Consider the following 26,198-nt stretch of genomic DNA (forward strand, 5'->3'; position numbering starts at 1 on the left):
GGTGGTGCCCGTCGCCGTGCCGTTATCTGATGAGCCACCGGGTCCCTGCCCTGGATCGCACCCCCCACGACCGCCTCCGGTGCTCCCGCGCGCCCGTCCCCGGTCCTGGGCTGGCGTCGCCGCGGCAGCGGGGTCGGGCTGCCGAGGTGCCCAGTCGGGGGCGGTCGCAGCGGGCCGGTGACGGACCGTCCCTGGTGGACCGTCGCGGACCTTACCCACCCCCGCGGTGGGTCTGTCAACAGGCCCCTGACCTGCGGGTTTGCCGGGTTTTCGCAGGTCAGACGGCTATGGCAGATCTTGCTCCGTTCGGCGCTTGACTTCCGGCCCGCCGCACGGGCGACATCCGCCGTTCACCGACCCCCCGGCCGACCGGTCACCCGGCGTCGTGGACGGTCGTCCCGCGCACGACCAACCGCCGGCAGACCGGGCCGTCGGCGTCCAGGTCCGGCAGCCCCGCGACGGCCGCCCGCGGGTCGGTCGACCAGCCGCTGACGCGCTCGTCGGGGGTCTGCACGACGAGCTCGCCGGCGACGTCCCACACCGCGAGGGTGGCGGGCGCGCCCGGGACGAGCTCGCCCTCATCGTCGCGGCCGGCAGCCCGCCAGCCACCGCGGGTGTGGGCGGAGAAGGCCGCCCGGGCCGAGAGCCCCGAACCGGGGGTGCGGTGGTGCACCGCGGCGCGGACCGTCCCCCACGGGTCGAGCGCGGTCACGGGGGCGTCCGAGCCGAGCGCGAGCGCGACGCCGGCGGCGGCCAGCGCGGCGAAGGGGTTCATGCCGGCCGCCCGCTCCCAGCCCAGCCGCTGGGCGTACATCCCCTCGGGCCCGCCCCAGCGGGCGTCGAAGACCGGCTGGACGCTCGCGACGAGTCCGAGCTCGGCCATCGCGGTGATCTGGTCGGCGGACAGCATCTCGGCGTGCTCGACGCGGTGCCGCAGTGCCCGCACCGCCGGCAGGCCCACGTCGGTCGCGGCCTCTGCGATGCCGGCGAGCACCTCGGCGAGCGCCTGGTCCCCGATGGCGTGGAACCCGGCCTGCAGGCCCGCCCGCGTGCAGGCGGCGACGTGGCGGGCGACGTCGGCGGCCGTGAGGTAGGGGTGCCCGGCGGTTTCGTCGTCGTCGTACGCCCTGCTCAGACAGGCGGTCCGCGACCCCAGCGCCCCGTCGGCGAACAGGTCTCCCCCGGCCCCGACCGCGCCGAGCTCACGGGCCCGCTCGACGCCGTCGAGCTCGCCCCAGTAGCCGATCCGCTCGACGCCGTGCTCGAGCGCGAGCAGCGCGGTGAAGTCGGTCTCACCGCCGATGTCGGGTCCCCCGCACTCATGGACGCAGGCGATCCCGAGCGACGCGGCGCGGTCCAGCGTCGCCCGCTGGGCCGCCCGGCGCTGCGCCGGTGTGACCGCCTCGTAGGCCGCGGCGCGGACCAGGTGGTGGGCCTCGGTGCGGACCAGGCCGTCGCCGGCGAAGCCGACCGCGTCACGGGCGGCGGGCACGGCGGCGAGCAGCGCGGACGACGCGACCGCGCTGTGGACGTCGGTGCGGGCGAGGTAGACGACCCCGCCGTAGGAGGCGCGGTCGAGCTCCGCGGCGGTCGGCGGACGGCCCTCGGGCCACGCGGTCTCGTCCCAGCCGGTGCCGAGCAGCACTCCCCCGCGGGCCTGGCGGGCGGCCGTCGCGACCCGGTCGAGGGCGGCCGCGAGCGAGGGCACCCCGGTGAGGTCGAGGCCCGTGAGCGCGAGCCCGTTGGAGGTGGCGTGCACGTGGGCGTCGACGAAGGCCGGCGCGACCCAGGCGTCGTCGAGGTCGACGACCTCGTCCGCACCCATCGCGTCCGCGGCAGCCTCCGAACCCACCCAGGCGACCGTCTCGCCGTCGACGAGCAGCGCGGTGGCGAACGGGTCGGCCGGGGTGCGGACCCGGCCCCGTCGGTAGAGCGTGGTGGCCATCCGCTCACGCTAGTGAGCGGCCCGCGACACGGGAGATCCACCCGTCCGAATGGCAGAAGGCGGGCGAATCTCCGGCTAGCCTGCAGAGATGACGATGGTTGCGCCCGACCCGCAGCAGACCGACAGCGCCCCTGCGGCCCCGCCCGCGATCGCTCCCGGGGAGGTCCACGACGTCCTGCGGCGCTCGCTGCTCGTCGACGGCTTCGACATGGTGCTCGACCTCACGCGCAGCCGCGGCTCGCACCTCGTCGACGCCCGCGACGGCACGACGTACCTCGACCTGTTCACCTTCTTCGCCAGCAGTGCCCTGGGCATGAACCACCCGGCGCTCGCCGACGACGCCGTCTTTCGCGCCGACCTTCTCGAGGCCGCGTTCAACAAGCCGTCCAACAGCGACGTCTACACCGTCGCGATGGCGCGCTTCGTCGACACCTTCCGGCGCGTGCTCGGCGACCCCGGCCTGCCGCACCTGTTCTTCGTCGAGGGCGGGGCGCTCGCCGTCGAGAACGCGCTGAAGGTCGCCTTCGACTGGAAGTCGCGGTGGAACGAGGCGCACGGCCTCGACCCGGCGCTCGGCACCAAGGTGCTGCACCTGCGCGACGCCTTCCACGGCCGCAGCGGCTACACCCTGTCGCTCACCAACACCGACCCGGTCAAGACCGCGCGCTTCCCGCAGTTCGGCTGGCCGCGGATCCCCTCGCCCTACCTCTCCAGCTCCTACGACGAGAAGGCCCGCGAGGCCGAGGCCCTGGCGGCGGCGCGCGCGGCCTTCGAGCAGCACCCCCACGACATCGCGTGCTTCGTCATGGAGCCGATCCAGGGCGAGGGCGGCGACCACCACTTCCGGCCGGAGTTCCTGCAGGCGATGCAGGCGCTGTGCGTCGAGTTCGACGCGCTGTTCGTCCTCGACGAGGTCCAGACCGGCTGCGGCCTGACCGGCACGGCGTGGGCCTTCCAGCAGCTCGGCGTGCAGCCCGACGTGGTCGCCTTCGGCAAGAAGACCCAGGTCTGCGGCGTCATGGCCGGCGGCCGCGTCGACGAGGTGCCCGACAACGCCTTCGCGGTGTCGTCGCGGATCAACTCCACCTGGGGCGGGTCGCTCGTCGACATGGTCCGCGCTCGGCGCGTGCTGGAGGTCATCGAGTCCGAGCGGCTGGTCGAGCGGGCCGCCTCGCTCGGCGAGGTCCTGCACGGGCTGCTCACCGACCTGGCCGCCACCCACCCCGTCGTCGAGGACGTCCGCGGCCGCGGCCTGATGCGGGCCTTCTCCCTGCCGGACAAGGGTCTGCGCGACGCGCTGCTCGCCGAGCTGCGCGACAGCGAGCGGGTGCTGCTGCTCGGCTGCGGCAGCCGTAGCGTGCGGTTCCGCCCCGCCCTCACCGTCACCGAGGCCGAGCTCGCCGCCGGCGTCGCCGCCGTCGACCGCGTCCTCACCCGGATGACCCGCCCCACCACCGACCAGGAGTCCTGAGCAGTGCTCGTCACGTCCTTCGTCGCCGGCCACCCCGTCCAGGGCACCGCCGGGACCTTCACGTCCGTCAACCCCGCGCAGCTCGACGACGTCGTCGCGGAGGTGTCGCTCGCCTCCGCCGACCAGCTCGTCGAGGCCTTTCGGGCCGCGAAGGCAGCGCAGCCCGCCTGGGCCGCCGTGCCCGCCCCTGTGCGCGGCAAGACGATCGCCGCGATCGGCCGGCTCGTCGAGGCCAACAAGGAGTCACTGGCGGCGCTGGTGACCCGCGAGGTCGGCAAGCCGCGCGCGGAGGCGCTCGGTGAGGTGCAGGAGATCATCGACACCTGCGACTTCTTCCTCGGTGAGGGCCGGCGCCTCTACGGCCAGACCGTGCCGTCGGAGATGCGCGACAAGCAGCTGTTCACCTTCCGGATGCCGGTCGGCGTGGCTGGCATCATCACCGCCGGCAACTTCCCCGTCGCCGTGCCCTCCTGGTACCTCGTGCCCGCGCTGCTGTGCGGCAACGCCGTCGTGTGGAAGCCCGCCGACTACTCCGCGGCGCTCGGCGACGCCCTCACCCGGCTGTTCGTCGCGGGCGGCCTGCCCCCGGGTGTCCTCAACACCGTCCACGCCGACGGGCCGACCACCTACGACGGGTTGTCGCTCGCGCTCGAGCAGGGCCTCGTGCAGAAGGTCGGCTTCACCGGCTCGTCGGAGGTCGGCGCGCGCATCGGCGAGCTCACCGGCCGCCACCTGCAGACCGCCTGCCTCGAGCTCGGCGGCAAGAACCCGCTCGTCGTCATGCCCGACGCCGACCTCGACCTCGCCGCCGAGGGCGCGCTGTTCAGCGGCTTCGGCACGGCCGGTCAGCGCTGCACCTCGCTCGGCGTCGCGATCGTGCACTCCTCGGTCCACGACGCGTTCCTCGAGAAGCTGCTCGCCCGCCTCGCGGACGCTCGGGTCGGTGACCCGACGCAGGACGTCCTCTATGGCCCGATGCTGTCGGAGCGCTTCCTCGCCGGCTGGGAGAAGTGGCTCGGGGAGATCCAGCCGCACCACAGCACCCACGGACCGACCGGCCGGATCACGTCGACCAACCCGCGGCCGGGCTTCGTCGGTGACCCCGACGCGGGCGTCTACGCCCACCCGGTGGTCGTCTCCGGCGTACGCCCCGACGACGCCCTCTACCGCCACGAGACCTTCGGGCCGCTGGTGTCGGTGATGTCCTTCGAGACCTTCGACGAGGCGATCGCGCTCGCCAACGACCACGGCTACGGCCTGTCGTCGGCCATCTACACCAACGACCCCAAGGCCGCCTGGGACTTCCGCTCGCGGGTGTCGGCCGGGATGGTGTCGGTGAACAACTCGACCTCCGGCGCCGAGGCGCACCTGCCCTTCGGCGGCAACGGCAAGTCCGGCAACGGCTCGCGGCAGAGCGGCGTGTGGGTGCTCGATCAGTTCACCCGCTGGCAGTCGATGAACTGGGACTACGCCGGCACCCTGCAGAAGGCGCAGATGGACACCGAGGAGGCCGCCGCCGACCTGGACTTCCGGCTGTAGCCTGCCGCGCGTGACCGTGCGACAGCGATTCGACAGCGGCATCCAGCGCCTCGCGGGGACCGTGGTCTTCGCGCGGGTCGCGCGGCCGGTGATGCCGGTCCTCGACCGGGTCACCCATCGGCTCACCGGTGGCCGCTTCCTGCTCTCCACGGTCTTCGTGCCCGCTCTCGTCCTGCACACCACGGGTGCGAAGAGCGGCCTGCCGCGCGAGTCCCCGCTCGCCTCGCTGCCCGACGGCGACGGCTTCTACGTGGTCGGCTCGAACTGGGGCGGCGCCTCCCACCCGGCCTGGACCGCCAACCTCATCGCGCACCCCGACGCCTCGGTGACCTACCGGGGCCGGACCTTCCCGATCCACGCCCACCTGCTCAGCGCTGCCGAGAAGGCCGAGGTCTGGCCGAGGCTGCTCGAGGTTTGGCCCACCTACGACACCTATGTCGAACGCTCGGGGCGTGACCTGCGCGTCTTCCTGCTCACCCGCGTGTCCGCGTCCTGACGGCGGGCAGGCCGACCCCATGAGCGACCCGACAGCCGCTGTCCCCACGACTGCGCTTCCCCTGCCCGGGGGCGGGCAGATGCCGCTGGTCGGCTTCGGCACCTGGCGGCTGCTCGGGCAGGGGGCTGTCGACGCGACCCGCTGGGCCCTCGCGGCCGGCTACCGCCACCTCGACACCGCCACGATGTACGCCAACCAGGCCGAGGTCGGTCAGGCCCTGCGCGCCTCCGGCGTCCCCCGCGACGACGTGTTCGTCACGACGAAGCTGCCGCCGGACCGCGTCGCCGAGCCGCGAGCGGTCCTGGAGGAGAGCCTCACCGAGCTCGGCCTCGACCAGGTCGACCTGTGGCTGGTGCACTGGCCGCCCCCGGGTGACGACACAGCGCTGTGGCGGGACTTCGTCGCCGCCCGCGACGAGGGCGTGGTCCGCGACATCGGGGTGAGCAACTACTCCCTTGAGCAGGTGGACCGGCTGGTCGAGTCCGTCGGCGTGCTGCCCGCCGTCAACCAGGTGCCCTGGAGTCCGCTGTCCTTCGACCGGGCGGTCCTCGACGGTCACCGCGCCCGTGGTGTCGTGCTCGAGGGCTACTCCACACTGCGTGGTGGCACCCTCACCCGCCCGGTCGTCGTCGCGATCGCCGCTCGCCTCGGTCGCACGCCGGCGCAGGTGCTGGTCCGCTGGCACGTCCAGCACGAGGTCGTCGTCATCCCGCGCTCCTCCCAGCGCGAGCGCGTCGTGGCCAACGCCGACGTCGACGGCTTTGCCCTGTCGGCGGCCGACATGGCTGCGCTGGACGCCCTCGGCGTCACCCCCGCCTGACCGGGCCCGCCCGCTGTCCCGCCCCGGTCCGCTGCCCCGGTCCGCTGGCCCGGTCCGCCCAGAGCGCACCGCCCTCGGTCACCCTCGCTCGCCGCCTTGCTGCACTGCACGCCCTCCGCGTGCACTGCCCAACGGCCACGACGCGACCCACGCGTGTGCAGTGCACGGCAGGAGCGTGCACTGCAGCAAGGCGCGCTGCAGGGGTACAGGCGCCCTGCCCGCGGCGCGGTCAGTGGCCGCCGGCGCGGTACCAGCGCGGCGACGTCGTCGGTGGCGGGGTCCACGAGGCCTTCACGACCAGCAGGTTGGGGCGACCGCTCGCGATGCCGGCCGCCACCGCAGCACCCAGCTCCGCCACCGTCACCTCGCGCGCGTCGACCCGGAAGGCCGCCGCCATCGCCACGAAGTCGGGCGGCTCGAGATCGCAGCCGAGCGGCGCGAGCCCGTCCTTGGTGAAGTCGTAGGCGAGCATCCCGTAGCCGCCGTCGTCGACGAGCACGACCGTCACCGGCAGCCGCTCCTGGGCGGCCGTCGCGAGGTCACCGCAGGCGAAGAGGAAGCCACCGTCACCGACGACCGCGACCGCGGGCCGGCCGGACAGCGCCGTCCCGAGCGCGGCGGGGAAGCCGAAGCCCAGCGTCCCCCAGCCCACCGGGTAGGCCAGTCCGCGCGGCTGCCCGACCCGCCCGAACCCGCCGTACCAGTAGCCCGGGACGCACATGTCGCACACCACGACGGCGTCGTCGGGGAGCCCCGACTCGAGCGCGTCGAGGAAGTCGGTCTCGGGACCGGCGTACGACGCACGCCCCGCCGGGCGCTCCCACCAGGGCTCGCGCGCGGGTCCGGGCAGCGCGGCGACGAGGCGCGCCACGGCGGACGACACGTCCTCCTGCAGCCACACGTCGGGCTCGACGTTGACCGGCTTCGCGAGGTCGACGACGACGAGCGAGCGCGGGCGCGGCTGCCGGAAGCCCTGGGTGTTCATGAAGTCGAGGTCGCTGCCGAGCACGACGACGCAGTCGGCCTCGTCCCACAGCGCGCCCGCCTCGGGCACGTGCGGCGGCAGGGGCACGAGGTGCGGGTGGTCGGGGGGCAGCAGGCCACGGCCGCCGTACGACGACAGGACCGGTGCGCCGAGGGCCCGGGCCAGCCGGTCGACCAGGTCGCCGGCGTCGGAGGCGGTCGCTCCCCCGCCGACCCACAGCAACGGCTTCGCGGAGGTAAGGAGCTCCTCCAGCGCCGGCTCGCGCTCTCCGTCGGCGACGACGGGCCCTGTCCAGGACCGGCTGGCCAGGGTCCGCTGCACGGCCTGGCCGGTGACGGTCGCCGAGAGCAGGTCGGTCGGGATCTCGAGGTAGACCGGACGGCGTGGGTGCTCCAGGGCAAGCTCGCCGGCGCGCACGACGTCGTCGTACACGCTGTCGACCGACGTCACGAGCACCTGCGCCTTGGTGACCGGGCGGAAGAAGCCGGCCTGGTCGACGGTCTCGTGCAGCACCCCGCGGTAGACGCCCTCGCGCCGCAGCGTCGTCGGGATGTCGGTCGCGACGACGAGCAGCGGCGAGTGCGACGCCCACGCCTCGCCGACGGCGGTGACGACGTTGGACGCACCCGGGCCGGTCGTGGTGATCGCGACGCCGAGGCGGCCGGTCGCGCGGGCGTATCCGTCCGCGGCGTAGCCGGCGGTCTGCTCGTGGCGCACCCCGACCAGTCGCACGCCGGAGCCCGGGAAGCCCTTCCAGGCCGCGAGGTTGTGCACCCCGGGCAGCCCGAAGGCCACCTCCACGCCGAGCGCCTCGAGGGCCCTCACGAGAGCCTCACCGCCGGTCGCCATCGACCACCTCCTGGACCTGCGCGGCCGACAGGCCGAGCGACGTGAGCACCTCGACGGTGTGCTGACCGAGCAGCGGCGGGGCCCGCCGGACCCGTGGCCGCACCCCGTCGAGACGCAGCGGTGAGCCGACCACGGTGACCGGGCCGGCCGGGTGGTCGACGTCCTGCAGCAGACCCACCGCCGTGAGCTGCGGGTCGTCGGCGAGCTGCCCGACGTCCTGCACCGGGGCGCAGGGCACTCCCGCGGCCGCGAGCACCTCGGCCCACTGCGCGGCGGGCCGGGCGCCGAAGACCGCGGCCAGCGCGGCGGACAGCGCACCCCGGTCGGCGACCCGTCCCGCGTTGGTCGCCCAGCCGGGCAGCGGCTCCAGCCGGATGGCGGCGCACAGGTCGGCGAACTGGCTGTCGTTGCCGGCCCCGACGACCAGGGGGCGGTCGGCGCACGGGACCGGGCCGTAGGGCGCGATGTTGGGGTGGTCGTTGCCGGCGAAGGACGGCACGACGCCGCCGACGAGGGCGTTGCTCGCCTGGTTGACCAGCATCGACACGGCGGCCTCGAGCAGCCCGACCTCGACCCTCGTGGCCCGGCGGGTGAGCAGACCGGCCAACGCGCCCACCGCGGCGTAGAGACCGGTCACGACATCGGCGACGGCGACGCCGACCTTCGTGGGCTCGGACGTGCCGGTCACCGACATGAGGCCCGAGCGGGCCTGCGCCATCACGTCGTACCCCGGCTTGTGCCCGTCCGGACCGTCGGACCCCGCGCCGCGCACCGAGACCCAGGTCGCGCGGGTCTGCTCGCGCAGCTCGGCCAGGCCGAGGGCCTCGAGGTGGTGCGGCAGGAAGTTCTCGACGACGACGTCGGCGGTAAGCGCGAGCCGGCGCACGACGGCCCGGCCCCTTGCCGTGGTGAGGTCCAGCGCGACGGAGCGGCGGTCGCGGTTGACGGAGAAGAAGTACGCCGCGTCCGCTCCGTGGAAGGGCGGTCCCCAGTGGCGAGTGTCGTCACCGGTGCCTGGGCGCTCGACCTTGACGACGTCGGCGCCGAGGTCGGCGAGCACCATGCAGCAGTAGGGCCCGGCGAGCACGCGGGACAGGTCGAGGACCCGCACACCGGCGAGCGGGCCGGCCCCGGGCGCGTCGGTCACGTCCGGCCAGCCGGGCCCCGCGTCGAGGGCGGAGACCAGCCCGGCGAGCTCCGGGTCGACGTCTCGAGGGGCAGTCACAGCGCGGTCACCCTAGCCTCTTGAGGGTGGCTCTCGACCCTGCCGACCTGCCCGCCGATGTCGTGTCGTTCCTGACCGAGCGGCACCTCGCGACCCTGACGACACTGCGCCCTGACGGCACCCCGCACGTCGTCGCGGTGGGCTTCACCTGGGACCCCGAGAGCCGCCTGGGCCGGGTCATCTGCAGCGGCACGTCGCGCAAGGCGCACCACGTCCGCGCGGGCTCGCCCCGCGCGGTCGTCGCGCAGGTGGACGGTCCGCGCTGGCTCTCGCTCGAGGGCGTGCCCGTCGTGTCCGACGACCCGGAGCGGGTCGCAGAAGCCGTACGCCGCTACGCGTCCCGCTACCGCCAGCCGGCCGTCAACCCGGCTCGCGTCGTCATCGAGATCGCGGTCGACCGGGTCCTCGGCCGCGGCTGAACCCGGCTAGAACGGCAGTCACACCGGCGGGGGCGTCCGGCCCTCCCACGGGGTGGACAGCACGACGGTCGTGCGCGTGCGGACCCCCGCCGCGGCCCGGATCTCCTGCAGCAGCAGCTCGAGGTCACCAGGCCCCGCGACCCTGACCTCGAGGATGTAGCTCTCGTCCCCCGCGACGCTGTGGCACGCCTGGATGCTGTCGAGGTGGCGCAGCCGGTCCGGGGCGTCGTCGGGCGCGGCCGGGTCGATCGGGGTGATGCTGACGAAGGCGGTCAGTGGGCGGCCGGTCGCGACGGGGTCGAGCGACGCGGCGTAGCCGGTGACGACGCCGCGCTGCTCGAGCCGGCGTACCCGCTGGTGGGCGGCGCTGGTCGACAGCCCGGTCTCGCGGGCGAGGTCGGCGTAGCTGCGCCGGCCGTCCTCGGCGAGCAGCCGCAGGATCGCTCGGTCGAGGTCGTCGAGCTCGGGGGTCCGGGGGTGCGTCACGGGCGCGTCAGCGACCGGCCGATGACGATGCGCTGGACCTGGTTGGTGCCCTCGAAGATCTGCAAGATCTTCGCCTCGCGGAAATAGCGCTCCGCGGCGAAGTCCTCGACGTAGCCGTAACCGCCGAGGACCTGGATCGCATCGGTCGTCACCCGCATCGCGGTGTCGGTGGCGAACAGCTTGGCCATCGAGGCCTGCGGGCCGTAGGGCCGGCCGGCGTCCTTGAGGCGCGCGGCCGACAGGTAGAGCTGGCGGGCCGCCTCGGTCTGCGTCGCCATGTCGGCGAGCAGGAACGACACGCCCTGGAAGTCCGAGATGGCCTTGCCGAACTGCTTGCGCTCCCCGGCGTAGGAGACGGCGAGGTCCAGCGCCGCCTGGGCGAGCCCGACCGCGCAGGCCGCGATCCCGAGGCGCCCGCTGTCGAGAGCGCTCATGGCGATCTTGAAGCCGTCGCCCTCCCCCGCGATGAGCCGGTCGGCCGGGACGCGTGCCGCATCGAGCTGGATCGTCGTGGTGTGGGACGCCCGCATGCCCATCTTCTTCTCGGGCCGCTGCGGCACCAGCCCGGGCGTCGAGGCGTCGGCGAGCAGGCACGAGATCCCACCCGGGCCGTCCCCGCCGGTGCGGACCATGAGGTTGTAGAAGTCCGCCGACCCGCCGTGGGTCACCCAGGCCTTCGCGCCGTCGACGAGGTAGTCGTCGCCGTCACGCACCGCCCTCGTCGACAGCGCCGCCGCGTCCGACCCGCTGTGGGCCTCCGACAGGCAGTAGGCACCGAGCAGCTCGCCACCGAGCATGTCGGGCAGGAAGCGCTCCTGCTGCTCGGCGCTCCCCCACTGCGCGACCGGGAAGCAGGCGAGGGTGTGCACGCTGACGCCCACCGCCACGGCGGCCCAGACCCGACCGAGCTCCTCGAGCACCTGCAGGTAGACCTCGTAGGGCTGCCCGCCGCCGCCCTGCTCCTCCGGGTAGGCCAGGCCCAGCAGACCGGCCTTGCCGAGCGTGCGGAACAGCTCGCGCGGGAAGGTGCCGCTCGCCTCGTGGTCGGCGACCAGCGGCGCGACCTCGCCCTCGCACAGGTCGCGGGTCAGCCCGAGCAGCGCCTCGGCCTCAGGCGTCGGCAGCGTGCGGGTCACGGGCGGCATGGGGGTCCTCTCGCGGCGGTGCGGGTGCGCGGCTCACGGTAGCGCCGCCGTTACCGTGTCGCCTGCGTTGCAGGAGGCAGGCCCGCCACGTAGAACCTGTTCTCATGAGGCCTGCCGTGCTCGTGCTCGCCGCCGGTGCCCTGCTCGGCTCCCTCGCGTTCCCGCCACCGGCTCGACGCAGGCAGCCCCAGCAGCCTCGCCGCCCGCGTCCCCTGCGTCGCGCGGCCTGCCCGACGGTGTCCCGCCGGCCGTCCTGCGGCCCGAGCGTCCGCTGCCGAGCGCCGATGGCTGGCCCGGCTCCGAGGCCTTCGCCCGCACCTCGGGCACCGGTCGGCTCGACCGCGGCAGCCTGCTCTGGACCGACTTCCTCTACGACGACAGGGGTACGACGGCCCCTGCCGCCGGTGGCCCGGCCGGCAGCCTGTCGGAGGTCGGCACCCCGTCGTTCGGCGGCTACACCTACACCTCGCCGTCCGCGAAGGGCAACGCCGCCGACGTCTTCCGGGCAGGCGTGCACCTCGACCGGTCCGCGAGCTACTGGCGGGTCGACTGGACCACCTTCGCCGACCCGAGCCTGCCGCTCGCGGTCTGGACGATGGACACCGACGACAGCACCGCGACCGGCGCGTCGGACTGGCCCGCCGCCGCCGGCGTCAGCTCGCCCGGCGTCGAGCGGTCGCTGGTCCTGTCCGCGAAGGGCGCCCAGCTCCTCGACGGCGCAGGGACCGTCCTGGCCCGCCCGACCGTCACGGTCGACACGGCCGCGCGCTCCTTCGTCGTACGCATTTCCCGCACCGTCCTGCCGGTCGCCGGCACCTGGTCGGTGCGCCTGGCCGCCGGCGTGGCCGACCCCTCCGGCACGTCGATGGCCCGCCCCGGCGGCGCACTGCCGGGCCAGCCGTCGGTCTACCAGGCGAGCTTCCGGACGCTGGCGCAGGAGCCCCCGCTCTACCAGTTCTGGAACGACGGCGCGCAGGTCGCCGCCCTCGCCACCGGCGACGTCTCGGACTTCGCGGTCGACGTCGTCTGGGCCGACCTCGCCGCCCGTCGCAGCACGCCCGAGGCGAGCCCCAAGGGCTGGAGCCCGCGGTGGTACGTCTCCTCCGTCGAGCCGGGTCAGGGCCAGCTCACCGGCGCCGACACGCTTCGCGACGGGCAGCCCAACTACCTCGACCGGGTGCAGCCCTACGCGGTCTACGTCCCTGCGGCGTACGACGGCAAGCGCCCGACGTCCCTGACGTTCCTGCTGCACTCCTTCACCCAGAACCACAACCAGTACGCGAGCACGACCCCCACCTTCAGCCGGTTGGCCTGCGAGGAGCGCGACTCGATCTGCGTGACGACGCTCGGTCGCGGTCCGGACGGGGAGTACGAGGGTCTCGCGGAGCTCGACGTGTGGGAGGTGTGGGGACGGGTCGCCGCCGGCTTCCGTCTGGACTCCGAGCGCACCGTCGTCGCGGGCTACTCGATGGGCGGCTTCGGGACGACCAAGCTCGCCACCCAGCACCCGGACCTGTTCGCCAAGGCGGTGACGCTTGCCGGGTCGCTGGGCGACTACCCGCAGTTGGAGAACCTGCGCGAGCTCCCCTACTACCTCGCCGGCGGGGCCGCCGACGAGCTGGTGCCCTTCACCGACCAGCTCGCGACGGCGGAGCTGCTCGACGGCTTCGGCTACCGCTACCGCTGGCTGACCCACGCCACCGACCACGTCGCCTACGAGCTGCAGGACGGATTCGCCGACGCGGCGTCGTGGATGGGGTCCTCGGTCCGGGCCCGCCGACCCGGGCGGATCACCTTCACCTGGGACAAGCGTCAGGAGCAGCCGGCGCTCGGGATCGGGGTGACCGGGGCCTACTGGCTGCGGTCCCTCTCGGCGCGGACCGGTGCCGCTCGGGTCGAGGCCTCCAGCGGTGGGCTGTTCCTGGCCGACCCGACGCCGCTGACCGCGCCGGGGATCGTCGCCCCCGGCGACACCGCCGGTCCGGCCGTGGTGCGCGAGCTGACCTGGGGACCGGGCCCGTCACGGGTTCGCAGCCGCGACCTGGTGCTGTCGCTGACCGGGGTGCGGTCGGTCACCGTCGACCTCGCGGGCGCCGGCCTCGACCGTGGCGGCGCCGTCCGGCTCACGACGACGGCAGATGCCCCGACGACGGTCGTCCTCGTCGGCCCGCGCTCCACCCGCACCGTGACCGTCCCCACCGGCACCTCCACGCGCACCCTGCGACCTGCCCGGCGTGACCTGCCCGCCGTGACCTGCCCGCCGTGACCGTCCGCGGGGTTCACACACCCTTCGCCCGCGCCTTGCTGCACTGCACGCCCCTGCCGTGCACTGCACAGACGCGCCGTGGGCGTCGCCGGCGGCGACGTGAGCGCAGCAGTGCCCTGTGCAGTGCACGCGGGCAGCGTGCAGTGCAGCAAGGCAGGCGGCAGGACATCCAGCCCCCGACGCAGCGAGCTGGGTGAAGGGAGCAGGGCGCAGCGACCAAGGGCGCAGCGACCAAGGGCGCAGCGAGCAAGGTGCAGGGATGTCCACAGGCCGGCCGGGCGTCCACAGGCCGCGCTGCCGTGTCACCGCGGTCTCGCTCCCGGCTCCACAGTGTGCCCGTGGACGTCGCGGAGGTGGTGTGGCAGGCGCGGGTGGCAGCGGGCCTCAGTCAGCGCGCGCTGGCTGCCGCGGCCGGGATGTCGCGCGGCACCGTCGGCGACATCGAGTCCGGCCGTCGACAGGCGGCGTGGGCGTCGGTGTCCCGGTTGCTCGAGGCCTGCGGGCTGGAGTTGGCCGTGGCACCACCGGCGCCGGCGCTCGACGCCTCGACGCGGCGTTACCTGCAGATGAGCACGAGCGACCGGCTCTGGTCCTCCCTCAATGGCATGGACCGCGACCTCAACCGTCGTCGCCTGTCGGACCTGGACGTGTGGGTCCAGCTCGACCGGCTCACCTCCCGCAACACCGTCAGCCTGGCGCCCCGGGCGTGCGTGGGCGTCTGGTTGCGGCACCCTGCCCCGGTCCCGCTGCCCGTCGTCGTCCACCGTGACAGGCTCCCCGCCGGAGAATGGTCCGCCCTGACGGTCACCCTCGACCCGGCGCCGCCGGCGAGGCACCTCATCCCCGTCGGGCTCCACCCCCAGCGACGCGGGGTCCGTGTCCTTACTCCGGTCGCGCTCGCACTGCGGCCCGAGGTGGCCGAGCACGCCGCGCAGCTGCGCGCCGTGGCCCGCCACCTCCACCGTGAAGAGGGCTTCGACCGGGCCCGGCGGCATCGCCCGGCCCACCGCGTCAGCGACCCCATCAGGGAGGGCTGGGACGTCCTGCAGCGGCACGCCTACGGGACGTCGAACGTCGAGCCTTCGTCCACGGCGCGCAGGGAGTGGCGCGCGTCGTCGTCGGTGAGCTTCTCGCAGTGGCTCACGCGCAACGGGTACCAAGACCCGCGCTACGACTGGCGGCGACAGGCCGACGCTGACGAGCAGGAGGAGGCGGGGTGAGAGGCTCCGCACCGTGCCTGGACAGCTGACGCTCCTCGACGCCCCGAGCCTGTGGTACCGCTCGTTCTACGGCGTGCCCGACTCCATCACGGCCCCGGACGGGACCCCCGTCAACCTCGTGCGCGGCACGATCGACCTCATCGGCCGCATCGTGAAGGACACCCGCCCGGCCCGACTCGTCGCGGCGCTCGACCTCGACTGGCGGCCCGCTTTCCGGGTGGTGGCCGTTCCGTCGTACAAGGCTCATCGGGTGGCCGCGGCCGGCGGCGAGGAGGAGCCGCCCTCGCTCACCGTGCAGGTGCCGATCCTGCTCGAGGTCCTCGACGCGCTGGGGGTCTGCGTGGTCGGCGCGGAGGGGCACGAGGCAGACGACGTCCTCGGGACCTTGTCGACCCGTGACGCCGGACCGGTCGACGTCGTCACAGGTGACCGTGACCTCTTCCAGCTCGTGGACGACAGCCGAGGCGTGCGGGTCCTCTACACGGTCGAGAAGCTCAAGCCCTACGACGAGGCGGCCGTCACCGCGAAGTACGGCATCGCCGGCCGGTCCTACGCCGAGTTCGCCGTCCTGCGCGGTGATCCCAGCGACGGGCTGCCCGGTGTCAAGGGCGTGGGCGAGAAGACCGCTGCGGCGCTGGTCAACCGGTTCCACACGGTGGACGCGATCATCGAGGCCCTCGACGCCGGGTCCGACGACGGGTTCCCCGCGGGCACCCGCAACAAGCTCGAGGCCGCCCGGGACTACCTCGCCGTCGCCCCAGCGGTGAGCCGCACGGTGCGGGACCTCCCGATCCCTGACCTGGACGACGCGCTCCCCCGCACGCCGCGTGAGCCCGACCGGCTGCTGGCCCTGTCGGACCGCTGGGGCCTCGAGAGCTCGCTGGAGCGCTTCCTGCAGGCTTGCGAGGTCGCCCACAGCGCTTGACGCATCGCCCGATCCTGCCGATGGAGGAGTGAGCACGCCAGGAAGGTGGCAGACTCCTACTCATGGGTAACAACGCGCCCGGCTTCTCGGTCCGCACCCGCGCGGCCGACCTCGCCGACGCCACCGCGACCGAGGTCGACGTCCTCGTCGTCGGCATGGGCGCGACCGGTGCGGGCGTGGCCCTCGATGCGGCCAGCCGCGGCCTGCGGGTCGCCGTCGTCGACAAGGGCGACCTCGCGAGCGGCACCAGCAGCAAGAGCAGCAAGCTCGTCCACGGCGGCCTGCGCTACCTGGAGAACTACGAGTTCGGGCTCGTCCGCGAGGGCGTGCTCGAGCGGCAGCTGCTCATGCGGCTCGCCCCGCACCTCGTGCGACCGATGGACTTCCTCTACCCCGTGTGGCCCGACACGGCCAAGCGGCGGCTGCTGGGGCTGGGACTCACGACGTACGACGTGTTTGCGCTCGCCTCGCTCGGCGGCCGCATGGGCGAGGTCCGGCGGCACCAGCGGGTCAGTGCCGAGGAGGCCGTCGAGCTGGCGCCGGCACTGGCCGACAGCGGACTGGCCTACTCCTACCTCTACGGCGACTGCGGCACCGACGACGCCCGGCTGGTGCTCGCCGTCGTGCAGGCGGCTCGCCGGTTCGGTGCGCTCGTCGTGCCCTACGCCGAGGTCACCGACCTGCAGCAGACCGATGGGCGCGTCAGCGGGGCGACGGTCACCGACCGGCTCACGGGGACCGCACTGACCGTGCGCGCCCGCCATGTCGTCAACGCGACCGGCGTGTGGGTCGACCACCTGCAAGGGCTCGAGGAGCCCGGGCGCGCCCCGGTGGTCTCCCCGAGCAAGGGCGTGCACGTCGTCGTGCCGCGCGAGCGGCTGCCGCTGCTCAAGGCCTCGGTGCTGCTGCCGTCGAAGCAGGGCGACGGCAGGTCGATGTTCGCGATCCCGTGGGGGCGGCAGACGATCCTCGGCACGACCGACACCGCCTACGACGGCGACCTCGCCGACCTGTCGCTGACGGGCCAGGACCTCGACTACGTGCTCGCGGCCGGCAACGACGTGTTCCGCCGCGGGCTCACCAGCGACGACGTGCTCGGCGCGTGGGCCGGTGTCCGGCCCCTCATCCGCGAGGCGGGCTCGTCCTCGATGAGCGACGTCTCGCGCCGCCACACCCTCGTCGAGGGCAGCGCAGGACTGCTGACGATCACCGGCGGCAAGCTCACGACCTACCGGCGGATGGCCAAGGACGTCGTCGACCGCATCGTCGAGCGCGACGGCCGCAAGGCCCGCTGCCGCACCGACGAGATCCCGCTGTCGGGCACGCGTCCGCTCGAGGCCCTGCAGCAGGAGATCTCCACCGCCGCCGTCCCGCTCGGGCTCGACGACGACGTCGCCCGCACCCTGGTCCGCCAGGCCGGCGAGCGCGCCTCCGACGTGCTGTCGCTGGTCGCCGCCGACCCAGCGCTCGGCAAGCGGCTGTCGCCTTGGTCGGCCCACATCGCCGCCGAGGTCGTCCATGCCGCCCGCGCGGAGGGCGCCGTCACCCTCGACGACGTCTTCAGCCGCCGCACCCGGCTGTCACTGCGCTCCAAGGACGCCGCGCTGCCGGCCGCTCCCGAGGCCGCACGGCTGCTCGCCGCCGAGACCGGCCGCGACGATCGGTGGGCCGCCGCGCAGGTGGCTGCCTACGCCGATGCCGTCCGTCGCGAGCGCGGGGTCCTCGGCCTCCCCGACGCCGCGCAGCTCCCCGCCGTCGGCTGACAGTCCCCGCCCGCTGACCCTCCCCCGCCGCGGCGCCCTTCCCCGCTGATCTTCGCCTTCTTGCGGCTCGTCACGCTCACCGAATCGCAACAGGACGAAGATCGTCCGCAGGTGTAGGGGTACGGGCCGGGCGGGCGGGTGGCGGGCGGTCAGGTCACGGAGGTGTAGGCGACGACGCCGCGGCGGACCGCGGTGACCGCCTTGCGCGCACTGCCGCGCACCTCGGCCGGTGCGATGTCGGCGATCTGCCCGAGCAGGTCGAGCAGCTGCTTGCACCAGCGCACGAAGTCGCCCGCGGTCAGTTCGTCGCCGTCACCGAGGACGGTGTCGAGGCCCGCCCCGGAGGCCCAGGCGTACGCCGCCGCGGCGAACCCCGGGTCGGGCTCACGGAGCAGTTCGACCTTGTGGCGACCCTCGAGGTCGGCGAGCCGGGCCCAGAGCCGCGAGACCTCCGCGAGGGCGCCCTCGACGGCACCGCTCGGGACCCGCACCGCGCCGCCCTCGGGCCGGCGGGCGCTGTAGACGAGCGACGACACCACCGCGGCGAGCTCGGCCGGACCGAGGCCGTCCCAGGCGCCGGTGCGCAGGCACTCGACCACCAGCAGGTCGGTCTCGCTGTAGACCCGGGCGAGCTGTCGGCCGGCGTCGGTGACCTCGTCATCGGCGAGGTAGCCGAGCTCGGTCAGCACCGCGCAGACCCGGTCGAAGGTCCGGGCGATCGAGCCGGTCTTGCCGGCGACGCGGTGCTCGAGGGCGTCGGTGTCGTGGCGCAGCCGCACCCACCGCTCGGCCCACCGCATGTGGGCCTCGCGGTCGTCGCAGCCGTGCACCGGGTGCCGCCGCAGGGCGGCCCGCAGCGACTGCAGCTGGTCGTCGTCTCCGGGGTTGGACCGCCCGGCCCGCCCCGTGCGCGGGCCGCGCGAGTCGAGGCCGAGGTTGCGCAGCGAGGAGGCGAGGTCGCGCCGGACCTGCGGCTGGCGGTGGTCGACCCGCTTGGGCAGCCGCACCTGGGCGAGCGCCTCGACCGCGGACGGGAAGTCTGCGGGTGAGAGCCGGCCCGCCCAGCGGTCCTCGGTGACGACCAGCGGGTGCGCGTCGCCACCCATCGACAGGCCCGGGTCGAGCACCACGGCGAGCCCGGTGCGGCGCCCGTGCGGCACCCGGATCACGTCACCGGGCTTGAGGGCCTCGAGCGACTGCGCTGCCGCCGCCCGGCGCGACGCCGCGCCGGTGCGGGCGAGGTCGGTCTCGCGCCGCTTCACCGATGCGCGGAGCTCGGCGTACTCCTGGGTGTCACCGAGGTGGCAGGTCATCGCCTCGGTGTAGCCGGCCAGCGCCTCGAGGTTGCGCGAGACCTGGCGGGCGAGGCCGACGACGGAGCGGTCGGCCTGGAACTGCGCGAAGGAGCTCTCGAGCAGCGCCCGCGCGGGCTCGCGACCGACCGAGCCGACCAGGTTGCAGGCCATGTTGTAGGACGGGCGGAAGCTCGACCGCAACGGGTAGGTGCGGGTCGAGGCGAGGCCCGCGACCGCCTTCGGGTCGAGGCCCTGCTGCCACAGCACGACGGCGTGGCCCTCGACGTCGATGCCGCGGCGGCCGGCGCGGCCGGTGAGCTGGGTGTACTCCCCCGGGGTCACGTCGGCGTGGGTCTCGCCGTTCCACTTCACGAGCTTCTCGAGCACGACCGACCGGGCCGGCATGTTGATGCCGAGCGCGAGCGTCTCCGTGGCGAAGACCGCCTTGACGAGCCCCTGGACGAACAGTTCCTCGACGACCTCCTTGAAGGTCGGCAGCATCCCCGCGTGGTGCGCGGCCAGCCCGCGCTCGAGCCCCTCGAGCCAGTCCCAGTAGCCCAGGACGCGCAGGTCCTCGCGCGGGATGTCGGCCGTGCGCCGCTCGACGTGGCGGCGGACCGTCTCGCGCTCCTCGGCGGTGTTGAGCCGCAACCCGGAGCGCAGGCACTGCTCGACGGCCGCGGCGCAGCCGGCCCGGCTGAAGACGAAGGTGATCGCGGGCAGCAGCCCCTCGCGGTCGAGCCGCTCGATGACGTCGGGCCGCGACGCCTGGTGGCGCCGGGCAGGTCGTTCCCGGTCCCCGCTCCGCCCGCGGGGCAGGTAGCGCTCCTCGTCGCGCGCCAGCCGCACGAGCTCCGGGTTGACGTCGCGCTGGTCCTGGTCAACGAAGAGGTCGTAGAGGCGCGTGCCCACCAGGACGTGCTGCCACAGCGGCACCGGCCGGTGCTCCTCGACGACGATCGTGGTGTCGCCGCGCACCGTCACGAGCCACTCGCCGAACTCCTCGGCGTTGCTCACCGTCGCCGACAGCGAGACGACCGCCACCTCGTCGGGCAGGTGGATGATCACCTCTTCCCAGACCGCCCCGCGCTCGCGGTCGGCGAGGTAGTGGACCTCGTCCATGACGACGTGCGACAGCCCGCGCAGGGCGTCCGAGCCGGCGTAGAGCATGTTGCGCAGGACCTCGGTGGTCATGACGACCACGTCCGCGTCGCCGTTGACCGCGTTGTCGCCGGTGAGCAGGCCGACGCGGTCGGGCCCGTGGCGGTCGACGAGGTCGGCGTACTTCTGGTTGGACAGCGCCTTGATCGGCGTCGTGTAGAAGCACTTGCCGCCGCCGCGCAGGGCGAGGTGCACGGCGAACTCCCCGACCACCGTCTTGCCGGCGCCGGTGGGAGCCGCGACAAGCACGCCCTGACCCGCCTCGAGGGCCTGGCAGGCGGTGCGCTGGAAGGCGTCGAGCCCGAAGGGGTAGCCGACCTCGAACTCCGCGAGCGCGACACCGACCTGGGTCCTGCGGAACGCCGCGTAGCGCTCGGCGGGCGAGGGCTCGCTCATCCCACGACCCTACGTCGCTGGAGGTGTCCCGATCACGCGCAGCGCGCCGGGGACCACCGTTGTCGTGAGCGGCAGCCGACCGAGGGCCTCGCCGTCGGCGTAGACGCTCGCGTCCCCCTCGATGCGGACCTCGCGGGCCCGCCCGGTCCAGACCTCCGGCGCCGCGAGATGGCCGCCCCGGAAGACCGACGGGAACAGCCGCAGGAAGCGCCTGCGCGACATCTCCCCGATGACGACGACGTCGAGCAGGCCGTCGTCGAGCCGGGCGTCGGGGCAGACCCGCATGCCCCCGCCGTACGACGGGGCGTTGCCGACGGCGACGAGCATCGCGTCGACCTGGCGTGGCACCCCGTCGAGCACGAGCAGGAAGCGCTTCGGCCGGTAGCTCATGAGCTCCGCGACGACGGCCACGTCGTAGCGCCGACGGCCGCGGGGGAAGCGCATCCGGTTGGCGCGGTCGTTGGTCGCGGCATCGAAGCCGGTGCCGAGCACGCACGCCCACCACTGGTCGCCGCACCGCACCGCGTCGACCTGGCGCGCGGGTGCGGTCAGCAGCAGCTGGGCGCTGCGGGCGGGGTCGCCGAGCGGCAGTCCGAGGGCCCGCGCGAGGTCGTTGCCGGTGCCGGTCGGGACCAGCCCGAAGCCCGTGGGTGTCCCCGCGACGGCCTGCAGCGCCAGGTGGGCCATCCCGTCACCACCGACCGCGACGAGCGCCTCGGCGCCCTGCGCGACCGCCTCGCTGCACAGCCGCGCGGCATCGGGCCCGTCGTGGCCGACGACGCGGACGACGGAGGTGCCCGCGGCGCGCAGGTGCTGCTCGACGACGTCGGCCGCCCTGCCCGCGCGGCCCTTGCCGCTGGCCGGGTTGACGACCAGCGCGACCCGCCCGAGCCCGCTCGGAGCGCCGGTCAGAGCGCCGACACCTCGTCGTCGGCGAGCCCGCTGTAGTCCTCGCCGCTGCCGCGCCGGGCGCGCTCGCGCAGCCGCGCGATGACGATGCAGGCTTCGTAGAGCAGGTAGATCGGGATGGCCATGAAGCAGAACGTGAACGGGTCCTGCGACGGCGTGATGAGCGCGCTGCCCGTGAAGATCCCGAGGATCATCCCGCGGCGCCAGGCGCGCATCTTCGACGACGGGAAGACCCCGACGACGTTGAGGAACAGCACCAGCACCGGGAACTCGAAGGCCACTCCGAACGCGAGCAGGCACAGCGTGAGGAACGACAGGTAGCTCTGGATCGACAGCAGCGTGTTGATGTCGCCGCCACCGACCTCGAGCAGGAAGTCGAGCCCGCGGCTGACGGTGAGGTAGGCGAAGGTCGTCCCGACGAGGAAGAGCAGCAACGCGGCGGCGAGGAAGCCCGCGGCGTACTTCTTCTCCTTGCGGTGCAGCGCCGGGGTGATGAAAGCCCCGAGCTGGTAGAGCCACACCGGTGACGAGACGATCGCGCCGCCGATGAAGGCGACCCGCAGCCGGACCTTGAACTGGTCGAAGATCCCGAAGGCTGTGAGGTCGCAGTTCTCCGCGCCGGCGCGGGTGTCGCAGTAGGGCTGGCGCAGGAAGTCGTAGGCCGGCTCCCAGAAGACGAACACCACGACCACGCAGACCGCGAGCGCCGCGAGCGACTTGGCCGAGCGGTTGCGCAGCTCGACGAGGTGCTCGATCAGGCTCATCCGACCGTCACCGGACGACCCGAGCGTCTCCTCGGTGGACGGCGGCGCGGTGGGCGGCCCGGGTGGGCGGGGGGTGGCGGGTCGGCCCACCTACGGGTTGCTCTGGTCGGACTGGCGGTTCTTGTCCGCGATGACCGGCGGGAGGGAGGTGTCGGACTCCGACGTGCCGTCCTCGCGCAGGCCCTTCGTCTCGGCCTTGAAGATCCGCAGCGAGCGACCCAGCGAGCGCGACGCGTCCGGCAGCCTCTTCGCGCCGAACAGGACCATGACGACCACGGCGATGATGAGAATCTCGGTGGTGCCGAGGTTGGGCACGACGTACCTCCTGGTTGGGCCTGTCGCCAGCCTACGCCGGACCGTGGCTGTCGAGCGTCCTCACGGCGAACGCCGAGTGGACCGGCAGCGACCAGTCAGCGCCGGGTGGGCGGCTGCTGGACCTCGAGCCCGGCACTCGCGCGGTCGACGACCTCGCTGATGCGGCTCACCGAGCCGCCGAGCGCCTTCACGGCGCCCCAGAGCCGCCACGCCAGCGCCCCGAAGAGCACGAGCGTGACCAGGACGAGCAGGACTCCCGCGACCCAGACCACGGGTCGAGGCTACCGAGTGGGGCCTACGGGCTGACGGAGGCGCCGGCGAGGGACGCGATGAGGTCGGTCTCGCCGAGCTGCAGCGCGAAGTCGAGCAGGTCGTCGTAGGACAGCGTGGCGCCCGGGTGCGGCTCGAGGGCCTCGGCCGGGACGTCCCAGACCTGGGCGGGGACGCCACCGCTGACCAGCAGCGACACGACGTGGTCGTCGGCCGGCTTGCGGATCTCGTCGGCGCAGGTCGGGCAGTCGAAGCGGTAGTAGGAGAGCGGTGCGTGGCTGCAGACCATGAGCGCGACGTCCGCGGGGGTCAGCTCGACCTCGCCGCAGGTGGGGCAGCTCGCCTTGATGGTCGTCATCGCGGTCTCCTCGGGTGCCAGGTGTCGCGCCGGTGGTGCGGCACAAGCGGCATCGGCAGATCCGGCCGATCGCTTGACGACCATCCGCAGGGATGGCACGGAGTGACTACGACCCGGTCCAGGAGGTCCAGGTCGGGCGCAGGGCCGTTCGGCGCAGCAGCGAGGCTCAGGAGGAGTACGCCGCGAGCGCGGCCGCGGCGTCGGCGCGGACCTGCTCGGCGAGCGCGGCCGGCGCGACCACCCGACCGGTATCGCCCAGGCGCAGGGCAAGCCGCCGGACCCAGTGGTGGTCGGGCGTGCGCAGCCCGACGAGCAGCTCGCTGCCGACCTGCTCCACGGTCTCGCAGGGGTGGTAGTCGGCGACCCAGTGGGCACCCGGTCCGAGCGCCAACGTGACGAGGTCGTCGTCGGGGCCGGGCTGGAAGAGCCCCTGCGACAGGTCGCGGCTCTCCGCGTGGGGCGGGACGGCCGCGGCCTCGTCGAGGACCTCGACCCCGGCAATCCGGTCGAGTCGGAAGAGCCGGACGCCCTCGGCCAGCCGGCACCAGGCCTCGAGGTAGCTGCGGCCCTCGACGACCAGGCGCATCGGGTCCACCAGCCGGGTGGTGCGCTCGTCGCGCCCCGGGACGTCGTAGTCGAGGCGCACGAGGCGGCCGCGCTCGAGCGCGTCGGTGAGGGTGCTGAGCAGCACCGCCTCCGGCTCGACGACGACCTCGACGCGCTGGGCCTGCTCGGCGGCCGCGCCGGCGGCCTCCTCGACCTTGACCAGGGCGCGATCGACGGCGTCGCGGTCGGCGAGGCCGGGCGTCTCGGCGAGGGTGCGCAGCGCGACGACGAGCGCGAGGGCCTCGTCGACGGTGAGGCGCAGCGGCCGGTCGACGCCCTGCGCGTCGAGCAGCGTGACGGTGTCGCCCTCGAACTCGAGGTCGATGAGGTCACCGGGGCTGTGGCCCGGCAGCCCGCACAGCCACACCAGGTTGAGGTCGCGGCGCAGCCGCTCCTCGGTGATGCCGAAGTCGGCCGCGACGTCGGCGAGCCGGACGCCCTGGTGGGCCTGCAGGTAGGGCACGAGCGCGAGCAGCCTCGGCAGGTCCCCGAGCGCGCCGGTCACCGGGCACCCGCCAGTGCCGTGAGGCGGCGCACGACGGCCGCGCGAGCCTCGGGCGGGGCGAGCACGACCGCGTCGGCCCCGAAGCCGGTGACCCGGTCGGCGAAGCGCTCCGGGTCGGAGAAGCCGAGCTCGACGACGTCCCAGCCGTCGCCGTCGGGCGTGCTGGCGGTCGCCTCGCGGCGCAGCTCCCAGCCCGCGCCCGCGCGCAACCGGACGGTCGCGGTGGCCCGGGGCTCGTCTCCGGCGAGCCGGGCGACGATGGCCCGCAGGTCGACCGACGGTGCGACGACGGCACCCGCGGCGCCCTCGGGTCGCACCGCGCCCTCGATGCGTGACAGCCGGAAGACGCGCTCGGCCTCGCGGGCGCGGTCGTGGCCCACGAGGTACCACCGGCTGCGCCAGGACACGACGCCCCACGGCTCCACGACGCGCTCCTCGGCGGGCTGACCACCCGGGCGGCGGTAGTCGAAGCGGATCGCCTGCTGGTCGCGCACGGCCGACCAGCAGGCCTCGAAGGCGGGCTCGCTCGCCCCGACCCGCGGCTCCAGGGCGCCGCGGGCCTCGACGACGTCGACACCGGCCGCCCGCAGCTTCAGCAGCGCCGAGCCGGTCGCCGCAGCCTGCGGGGCCGACTGCCACAGGCGGGCGGCCAGCCCCAGCGCGGCCGCCTCGTCGGGCAGCAGCGTGATCGGCGGCAGCTCGTAGTCGCGCCGCGCGATGCGGTAGCCGGGCTCGTCGTCGTGGGCGTGGCTGTCGGTGCCGGTCTCCAAGGGGATCCCGAGCTCGCGCAGCTCCTCCTTGTCGCGCTCGAACATCCGCCGGAAGGACTCCTCGGAGCCCTGCTCGTAGCCCGGGACCGCGTCGCGGATCTGCTGGACCGACAGGTAGCGGCGGGTGTGGAGCAGGCAGATGACGAGGTTGAGGAGCCGCTCGGTCTTCTTCGCTGCCACGGCGGCGACGCTAGCCTGCCGGCGTGCCTGAGCGCGGGAGGGTCCGGTGATCGTCTGGCGGCGCGGGACCGTGGCCGCGACCGGCCGCTCCTGGCCGGGAGCGGTCGAGCTCGACGTGGACGTCGAGGGCCCGGCCCCGAGCGGCCGCCTGCGCGCGCTCGCCTACACCGACCTGGTCGGGACCCCAGCGCCCGGCGACGCGGTCCTGCTCAACGCGACGGCGCTCGGCCTGGGCCTCGGCACCGGCGGCTACGCCCTCGTCATCGCGGTCCCCGACCGGCTGCCGCCCGACCGCGAGGGCCCGGGCCACCTCGTCAAGGCCCGCTACACACCGCTGCAGACCGTCGTGCTCGGCACCGACGAGCAGGACTCCCCCGCCCACGCACTGCTCACCGACGACGGCCCGCTGCCCGGCACCCCGGTGGTCGTCGCCGACCTGCACTCCTCCCTGCCCGCGGTCGTCGCGGGGGTCCTGCACGACCGGCCCGGGACCCGGGTGGCCTACGTCATGACCGACGGCGGCACCCTGCCGCTTGCCTTCTCCCGCACCGTCGCGGCCCTGCGCCCGTCGCTCTGCGGCACCGTCACCGCCGGACAGGCCTACGGCGGCGACGGCGAGGCCGTCACGGTCCACAGCGCCCTGCTGGTCGCCGTGCGGGTGCTGCACGCCGAGGTCGTCGTGGTCACCCAGGGTCCCGGCAACCTCGGCACCGGCACCCCGTGGGGCTTCTCCGGGGTCGCGGCGGGCGAGGCTGTCAACGCCGCCGCGGCCGTCGGCGCCCGGCCGGTCGCGACGCTGCGGATGTCGCAGGCCGACCCGCGCGAGCGCCACCGCGGCGTGTCCCACCACTCGCTCACCGCCTACGGCCGGGTCGCCCTCTCCCCCGCCGACGTCGTCGTCCCGTCGTCGTGGGCGGCGCTGGTCGACCCGACCGCCTTCGCCCGCCACCGCGTCGTGACGGTCGACGACGACGGCCTGCTCGACGCCCTGCGGGCCGGCCCCGTCCCGCTGTCGTCCATGGGCCGCGGCCTCGACGACGACCCGGTGGCCTTCGTCGCGGCGGCGGCGGCCGGCCGGCACGCCGCAACCCTCCTGTGACGGTGTCCGGGCAGGT

22 protein-coding genes and 1 pseudogene are annotated in these 26,198 nt (G+C 74.3%); 10 read left to right on the forward strand and 13 right to left on the reverse strand.

Annotated features, from left to right (window positions below; all coding sequences use genetic code 11):
- Positions 1-373 precede the first annotated feature (373 nt).
- Positions 374-1,945, reverse strand: coding sequence for an amidohydrolase family protein (locus tag Q8R60_10230; protein ID MDP3712843.1), 1,572 nt, complete (start codon positions 1,943-1,945; stop codon positions 374-376).
- 148 nt (positions 1,946-2,093) lie between these two features.
- On the opposite strand from Q8R60_10230, the gene lat reads away from it, so the two are divergent.
- The 4 genes from lat to Q8R60_10250 are packed head-to-tail and all read left to right on the forward strand — an operon-like array spanning position 2,094 to position 6,271.
- Positions 2,094-3,416, forward strand: coding sequence for an L-lysine 6-transaminase (gene lat / locus Q8R60_10235; protein ID MDP3712844.1), 1,323 nt, complete (start codon positions 2,094-2,096; stop codon positions 3,414-3,416).
- A 3-nt stretch (positions 3,417-3,419) separates the two neighbouring features.
- Entirely contained in the window at positions 3,420-4,955 is a 1,536-nt protein-coding gene (locus Q8R60_10240) for an aldehyde dehydrogenase family protein (protein MDP3712845.1), read from the forward strand.
- Between the two features lie 10 nt (positions 4,956-4,965).
- Complete coding sequence (locus Q8R60_10245) at positions 4,966-5,451, forward strand: nitroreductase family deazaflavin-dependent oxidoreductase (protein ID MDP3712846.1); 486 nt, start codon at positions 4,966-4,968, stop codon at positions 5,449-5,451.
- A 19-nt stretch (positions 5,452-5,470) separates the two neighbouring features.
- Entirely contained in the window at positions 5,471-6,271 is an 801-nt protein-coding gene (locus tag Q8R60_10250; protein MDP3712847.1) for an aldo/keto reductase, read from the forward strand.
- Between the two features lie 229 nt (positions 6,272-6,500).
- Here Q8R60_10250 and Q8R60_10255 read toward each other — a convergent pair whose 3' ends face one another.
- Positions 6,501-8,081, reverse strand: a complete 1,581-nt coding sequence (locus Q8R60_10255) for a thiamine pyrophosphate-binding protein (GenBank protein ID MDP3712848.1) — start codon at positions 8,079-8,081, stop codon at positions 6,501-6,503.
- A 7-nt stretch (positions 8,082-8,088) separates the two neighbouring features.
- Complete coding sequence (locus tag Q8R60_10260) at positions 8,089-9,330, reverse strand: CoA transferase (GenBank protein MDP3712849.1); 1,242 nt, start codon at positions 9,328-9,330, stop codon at positions 8,089-8,091.
- A 26-nt stretch (positions 9,331-9,356) separates the two neighbouring features.
- On the opposite strand from Q8R60_10260, the gene Q8R60_10265 reads away from it, so the two are divergent.
- Complete coding sequence (locus Q8R60_10265; GenBank protein ID MDP3712850.1) at positions 9,357-9,749, forward strand: TIGR03618 family F420-dependent PPOX class oxidoreductase; 393 nt, start codon at positions 9,357-9,359, stop codon at positions 9,747-9,749.
- A gap of 18 nt (positions 9,750-9,767) precedes the next feature.
- Here the strand turns inward: Q8R60_10265 and Q8R60_10270 are convergent, their stop codons facing one another.
- Entirely contained in the window at positions 9,768-10,235 is a 468-nt protein-coding gene (locus Q8R60_10270) for an AsnC family transcriptional regulator (protein MDP3712851.1), read from the reverse strand.
- Positions 10,232-11,380, reverse strand: a complete 1,149-nt coding sequence (locus Q8R60_10275; GenBank protein MDP3712852.1) for an acyl-CoA dehydrogenase family protein — start codon at positions 11,378-11,380, stop codon at positions 10,232-10,234. Before Q8R60_10275 ends, Q8R60_10270 begins: the two co-directional genes overlap by 4 nt.
- A gap of 67 nt (positions 11,381-11,447) precedes the next feature.
- On the opposite strand from Q8R60_10275, the gene Q8R60_10280 reads away from it, so the two are divergent.
- From Q8R60_10280 to Q8R60_10295, 4 genes are all read left to right on the forward strand, one after another.
- On the forward strand, positions 11,448-13,646 hold the full coding sequence (locus tag Q8R60_10280) for an alpha/beta hydrolase-fold protein (GenBank protein ID MDP3712853.1): 2,199 nt from the start codon (positions 11,448-11,450) through the stop codon (positions 13,644-13,646).
- Positions 13,647-13,984: 338 nt separating this feature from the next.
- Complete coding sequence (locus Q8R60_10285; protein MDP3712854.1) at positions 13,985-14,866, forward strand: helix-turn-helix transcriptional regulator; 882 nt, start codon at positions 13,985-13,987, stop codon at positions 14,864-14,866.
- Between the two features lie 13 nt (positions 14,867-14,879).
- Complete coding sequence (locus Q8R60_10290) at positions 14,880-15,791, forward strand: 5'-3' exonuclease H3TH domain-containing protein (GenBank protein MDP3712855.1); 912 nt, start codon at positions 14,880-14,882, stop codon at positions 15,789-15,791.
- Between the two features lie 62 nt (positions 15,792-15,853).
- Complete coding sequence (locus Q8R60_10295) at positions 15,854-17,554, forward strand: glycerol-3-phosphate dehydrogenase/oxidase (protein ID MDP3712856.1); 1,701 nt, start codon at positions 15,854-15,856, stop codon at positions 17,552-17,554.
- A gap of 149 nt (positions 17,555-17,703) precedes the next feature.
- Here the strand turns inward: Q8R60_10295 and Q8R60_10300 are convergent, their stop codons facing one another.
- The 8 genes and pseudogenes from Q8R60_10300 to Q8R60_10335 all read right to left on the reverse strand — a co-directional run bounded on the left by Q8R60_10300 (position 17,704) and on the right by Q8R60_10335 (position 25,083).
- The gene (locus Q8R60_10300) at positions 17,704-20,406 is read right to left on the reverse strand and encodes a DEAD/DEAH box helicase (protein MDP3712857.1); all 2,703 of its coding nucleotides are present in this window, start codon (positions 20,404-20,406) and stop codon (positions 17,704-17,706) included.
- A 9-nt stretch (positions 20,407-20,415) separates the two neighbouring features.
- A complete protein-coding gene (locus Q8R60_10305; GenBank protein ID MDP3712858.1) occupies positions 20,416-21,408 on the reverse strand; it encodes a YegS/Rv2252/BmrU family lipid kinase in 993 nt (330 codons plus the stop codon).
- A complete protein-coding gene (gene tatC / locus Q8R60_10310) occupies positions 21,315-22,079 on the reverse strand; it encodes a twin-arginine translocase subunit TatC (GenBank protein ID MDP3712859.1) in 765 nt (254 codons plus the stop codon). The genes Q8R60_10305 and tatC overlap by 94 nt, the downstream gene beginning before the upstream one ends.
- A gap of 144 nt (positions 22,080-22,223) precedes the next feature.
- Positions 22,224-22,394, reverse strand: a pseudogene (gene tatA / locus Q8R60_10315) (Sec-independent protein translocase subunit TatA).
- Between the two features lie 95 nt (positions 22,395-22,489).
- Positions 22,490-22,666, reverse strand: coding sequence for a hypothetical protein (locus tag Q8R60_10320; protein MDP3712860.1), 177 nt, complete (start codon positions 22,664-22,666; stop codon positions 22,490-22,492).
- A 23-nt stretch (positions 22,667-22,689) separates the two neighbouring features.
- On the reverse strand, positions 22,690-23,022 hold the full coding sequence (locus tag Q8R60_10325; protein MDP3712861.1) for a hypothetical protein: 333 nt from the start codon (positions 23,020-23,022) through the stop codon (positions 22,690-22,692).
- Positions 23,023-23,188: 166 nt separating this feature from the next.
- On the reverse strand, positions 23,189-24,133 hold the full coding sequence (locus tag Q8R60_10330) for a WYL domain-containing protein (protein ID MDP3712862.1): 945 nt from the start codon (positions 24,131-24,133) through the stop codon (positions 23,189-23,191).
- Positions 24,130-25,083, reverse strand: a complete 954-nt coding sequence (locus tag Q8R60_10335; protein ID MDP3712863.1) for a WYL domain-containing protein — start codon at positions 25,081-25,083, stop codon at positions 24,130-24,132. Before Q8R60_10335 ends, Q8R60_10330 begins: the two co-directional genes overlap by 4 nt.
- Positions 25,084-25,129: 46 nt before the next feature.
- On the opposite strand from Q8R60_10335, the gene Q8R60_10340 reads away from it, so the two are divergent.
- Entirely contained in the window at positions 25,130-26,182 is a 1,053-nt protein-coding gene (locus Q8R60_10340; GenBank protein MDP3712864.1) for a DUF3866 family protein, read from the forward strand.
- Positions 26,183-26,198 lie beyond the last annotated feature (16 nt).

Source organism: Mycobacteriales bacterium (genome assembly GCA_030697205.1).
Taxonomy (GTDB): Bacteria; Actinomycetota; Actinomycetes; order Mycobacteriales; family SCTD01; genus JAUYQP01.

Coding starts and splice junctions, on each gene's coding strand:
- Q8R60_10230 (MDP3712843.1), bottom strand. CDS start 1,945: ATGGCCACCACGCTCTACCGACGGGGCCGGGTCCGCACCCCGGCCGAC.
- Q8R60_10250 (MDP3712847.1), top strand. CDS start 5,471: ATGAGCGACCCGACAGCCGCTGTCCCCACGACTGCGCTTCCCCTGCCC.
- Q8R60_10275 (MDP3712852.1), bottom strand. CDS start 11,380: ATGCCGCCCGTGACCCGCACGCTGCCGACGCCTGAGGCCGAGGCGCTG.
- Q8R60_10295 (MDP3712856.1), top strand. CDS start 15,854: ATGGGTAACAACGCGCCCGGCTTCTCGGTCCGCACCCGCGCGGCCGAC.
- Q8R60_10300 (MDP3712857.1), bottom strand. CDS start 20,406: ATGAGCGAGCCCTCGCCCGCCGAGCGCTACGCGGCGTTCCGCAGGACC.
- tatC (MDP3712859.1), bottom strand. CDS start 22,079: ATGAGCCTGATCGAGCACCTCGTCGAGCTGCGCAACCGCTCGGCCAAG.
- Q8R60_10325 (MDP3712861.1), bottom strand. CDS start 23,022: ATGACGACCATCAAGGCGAGCTGCCCCACCTGCGGCGAGGTCGAGCTG.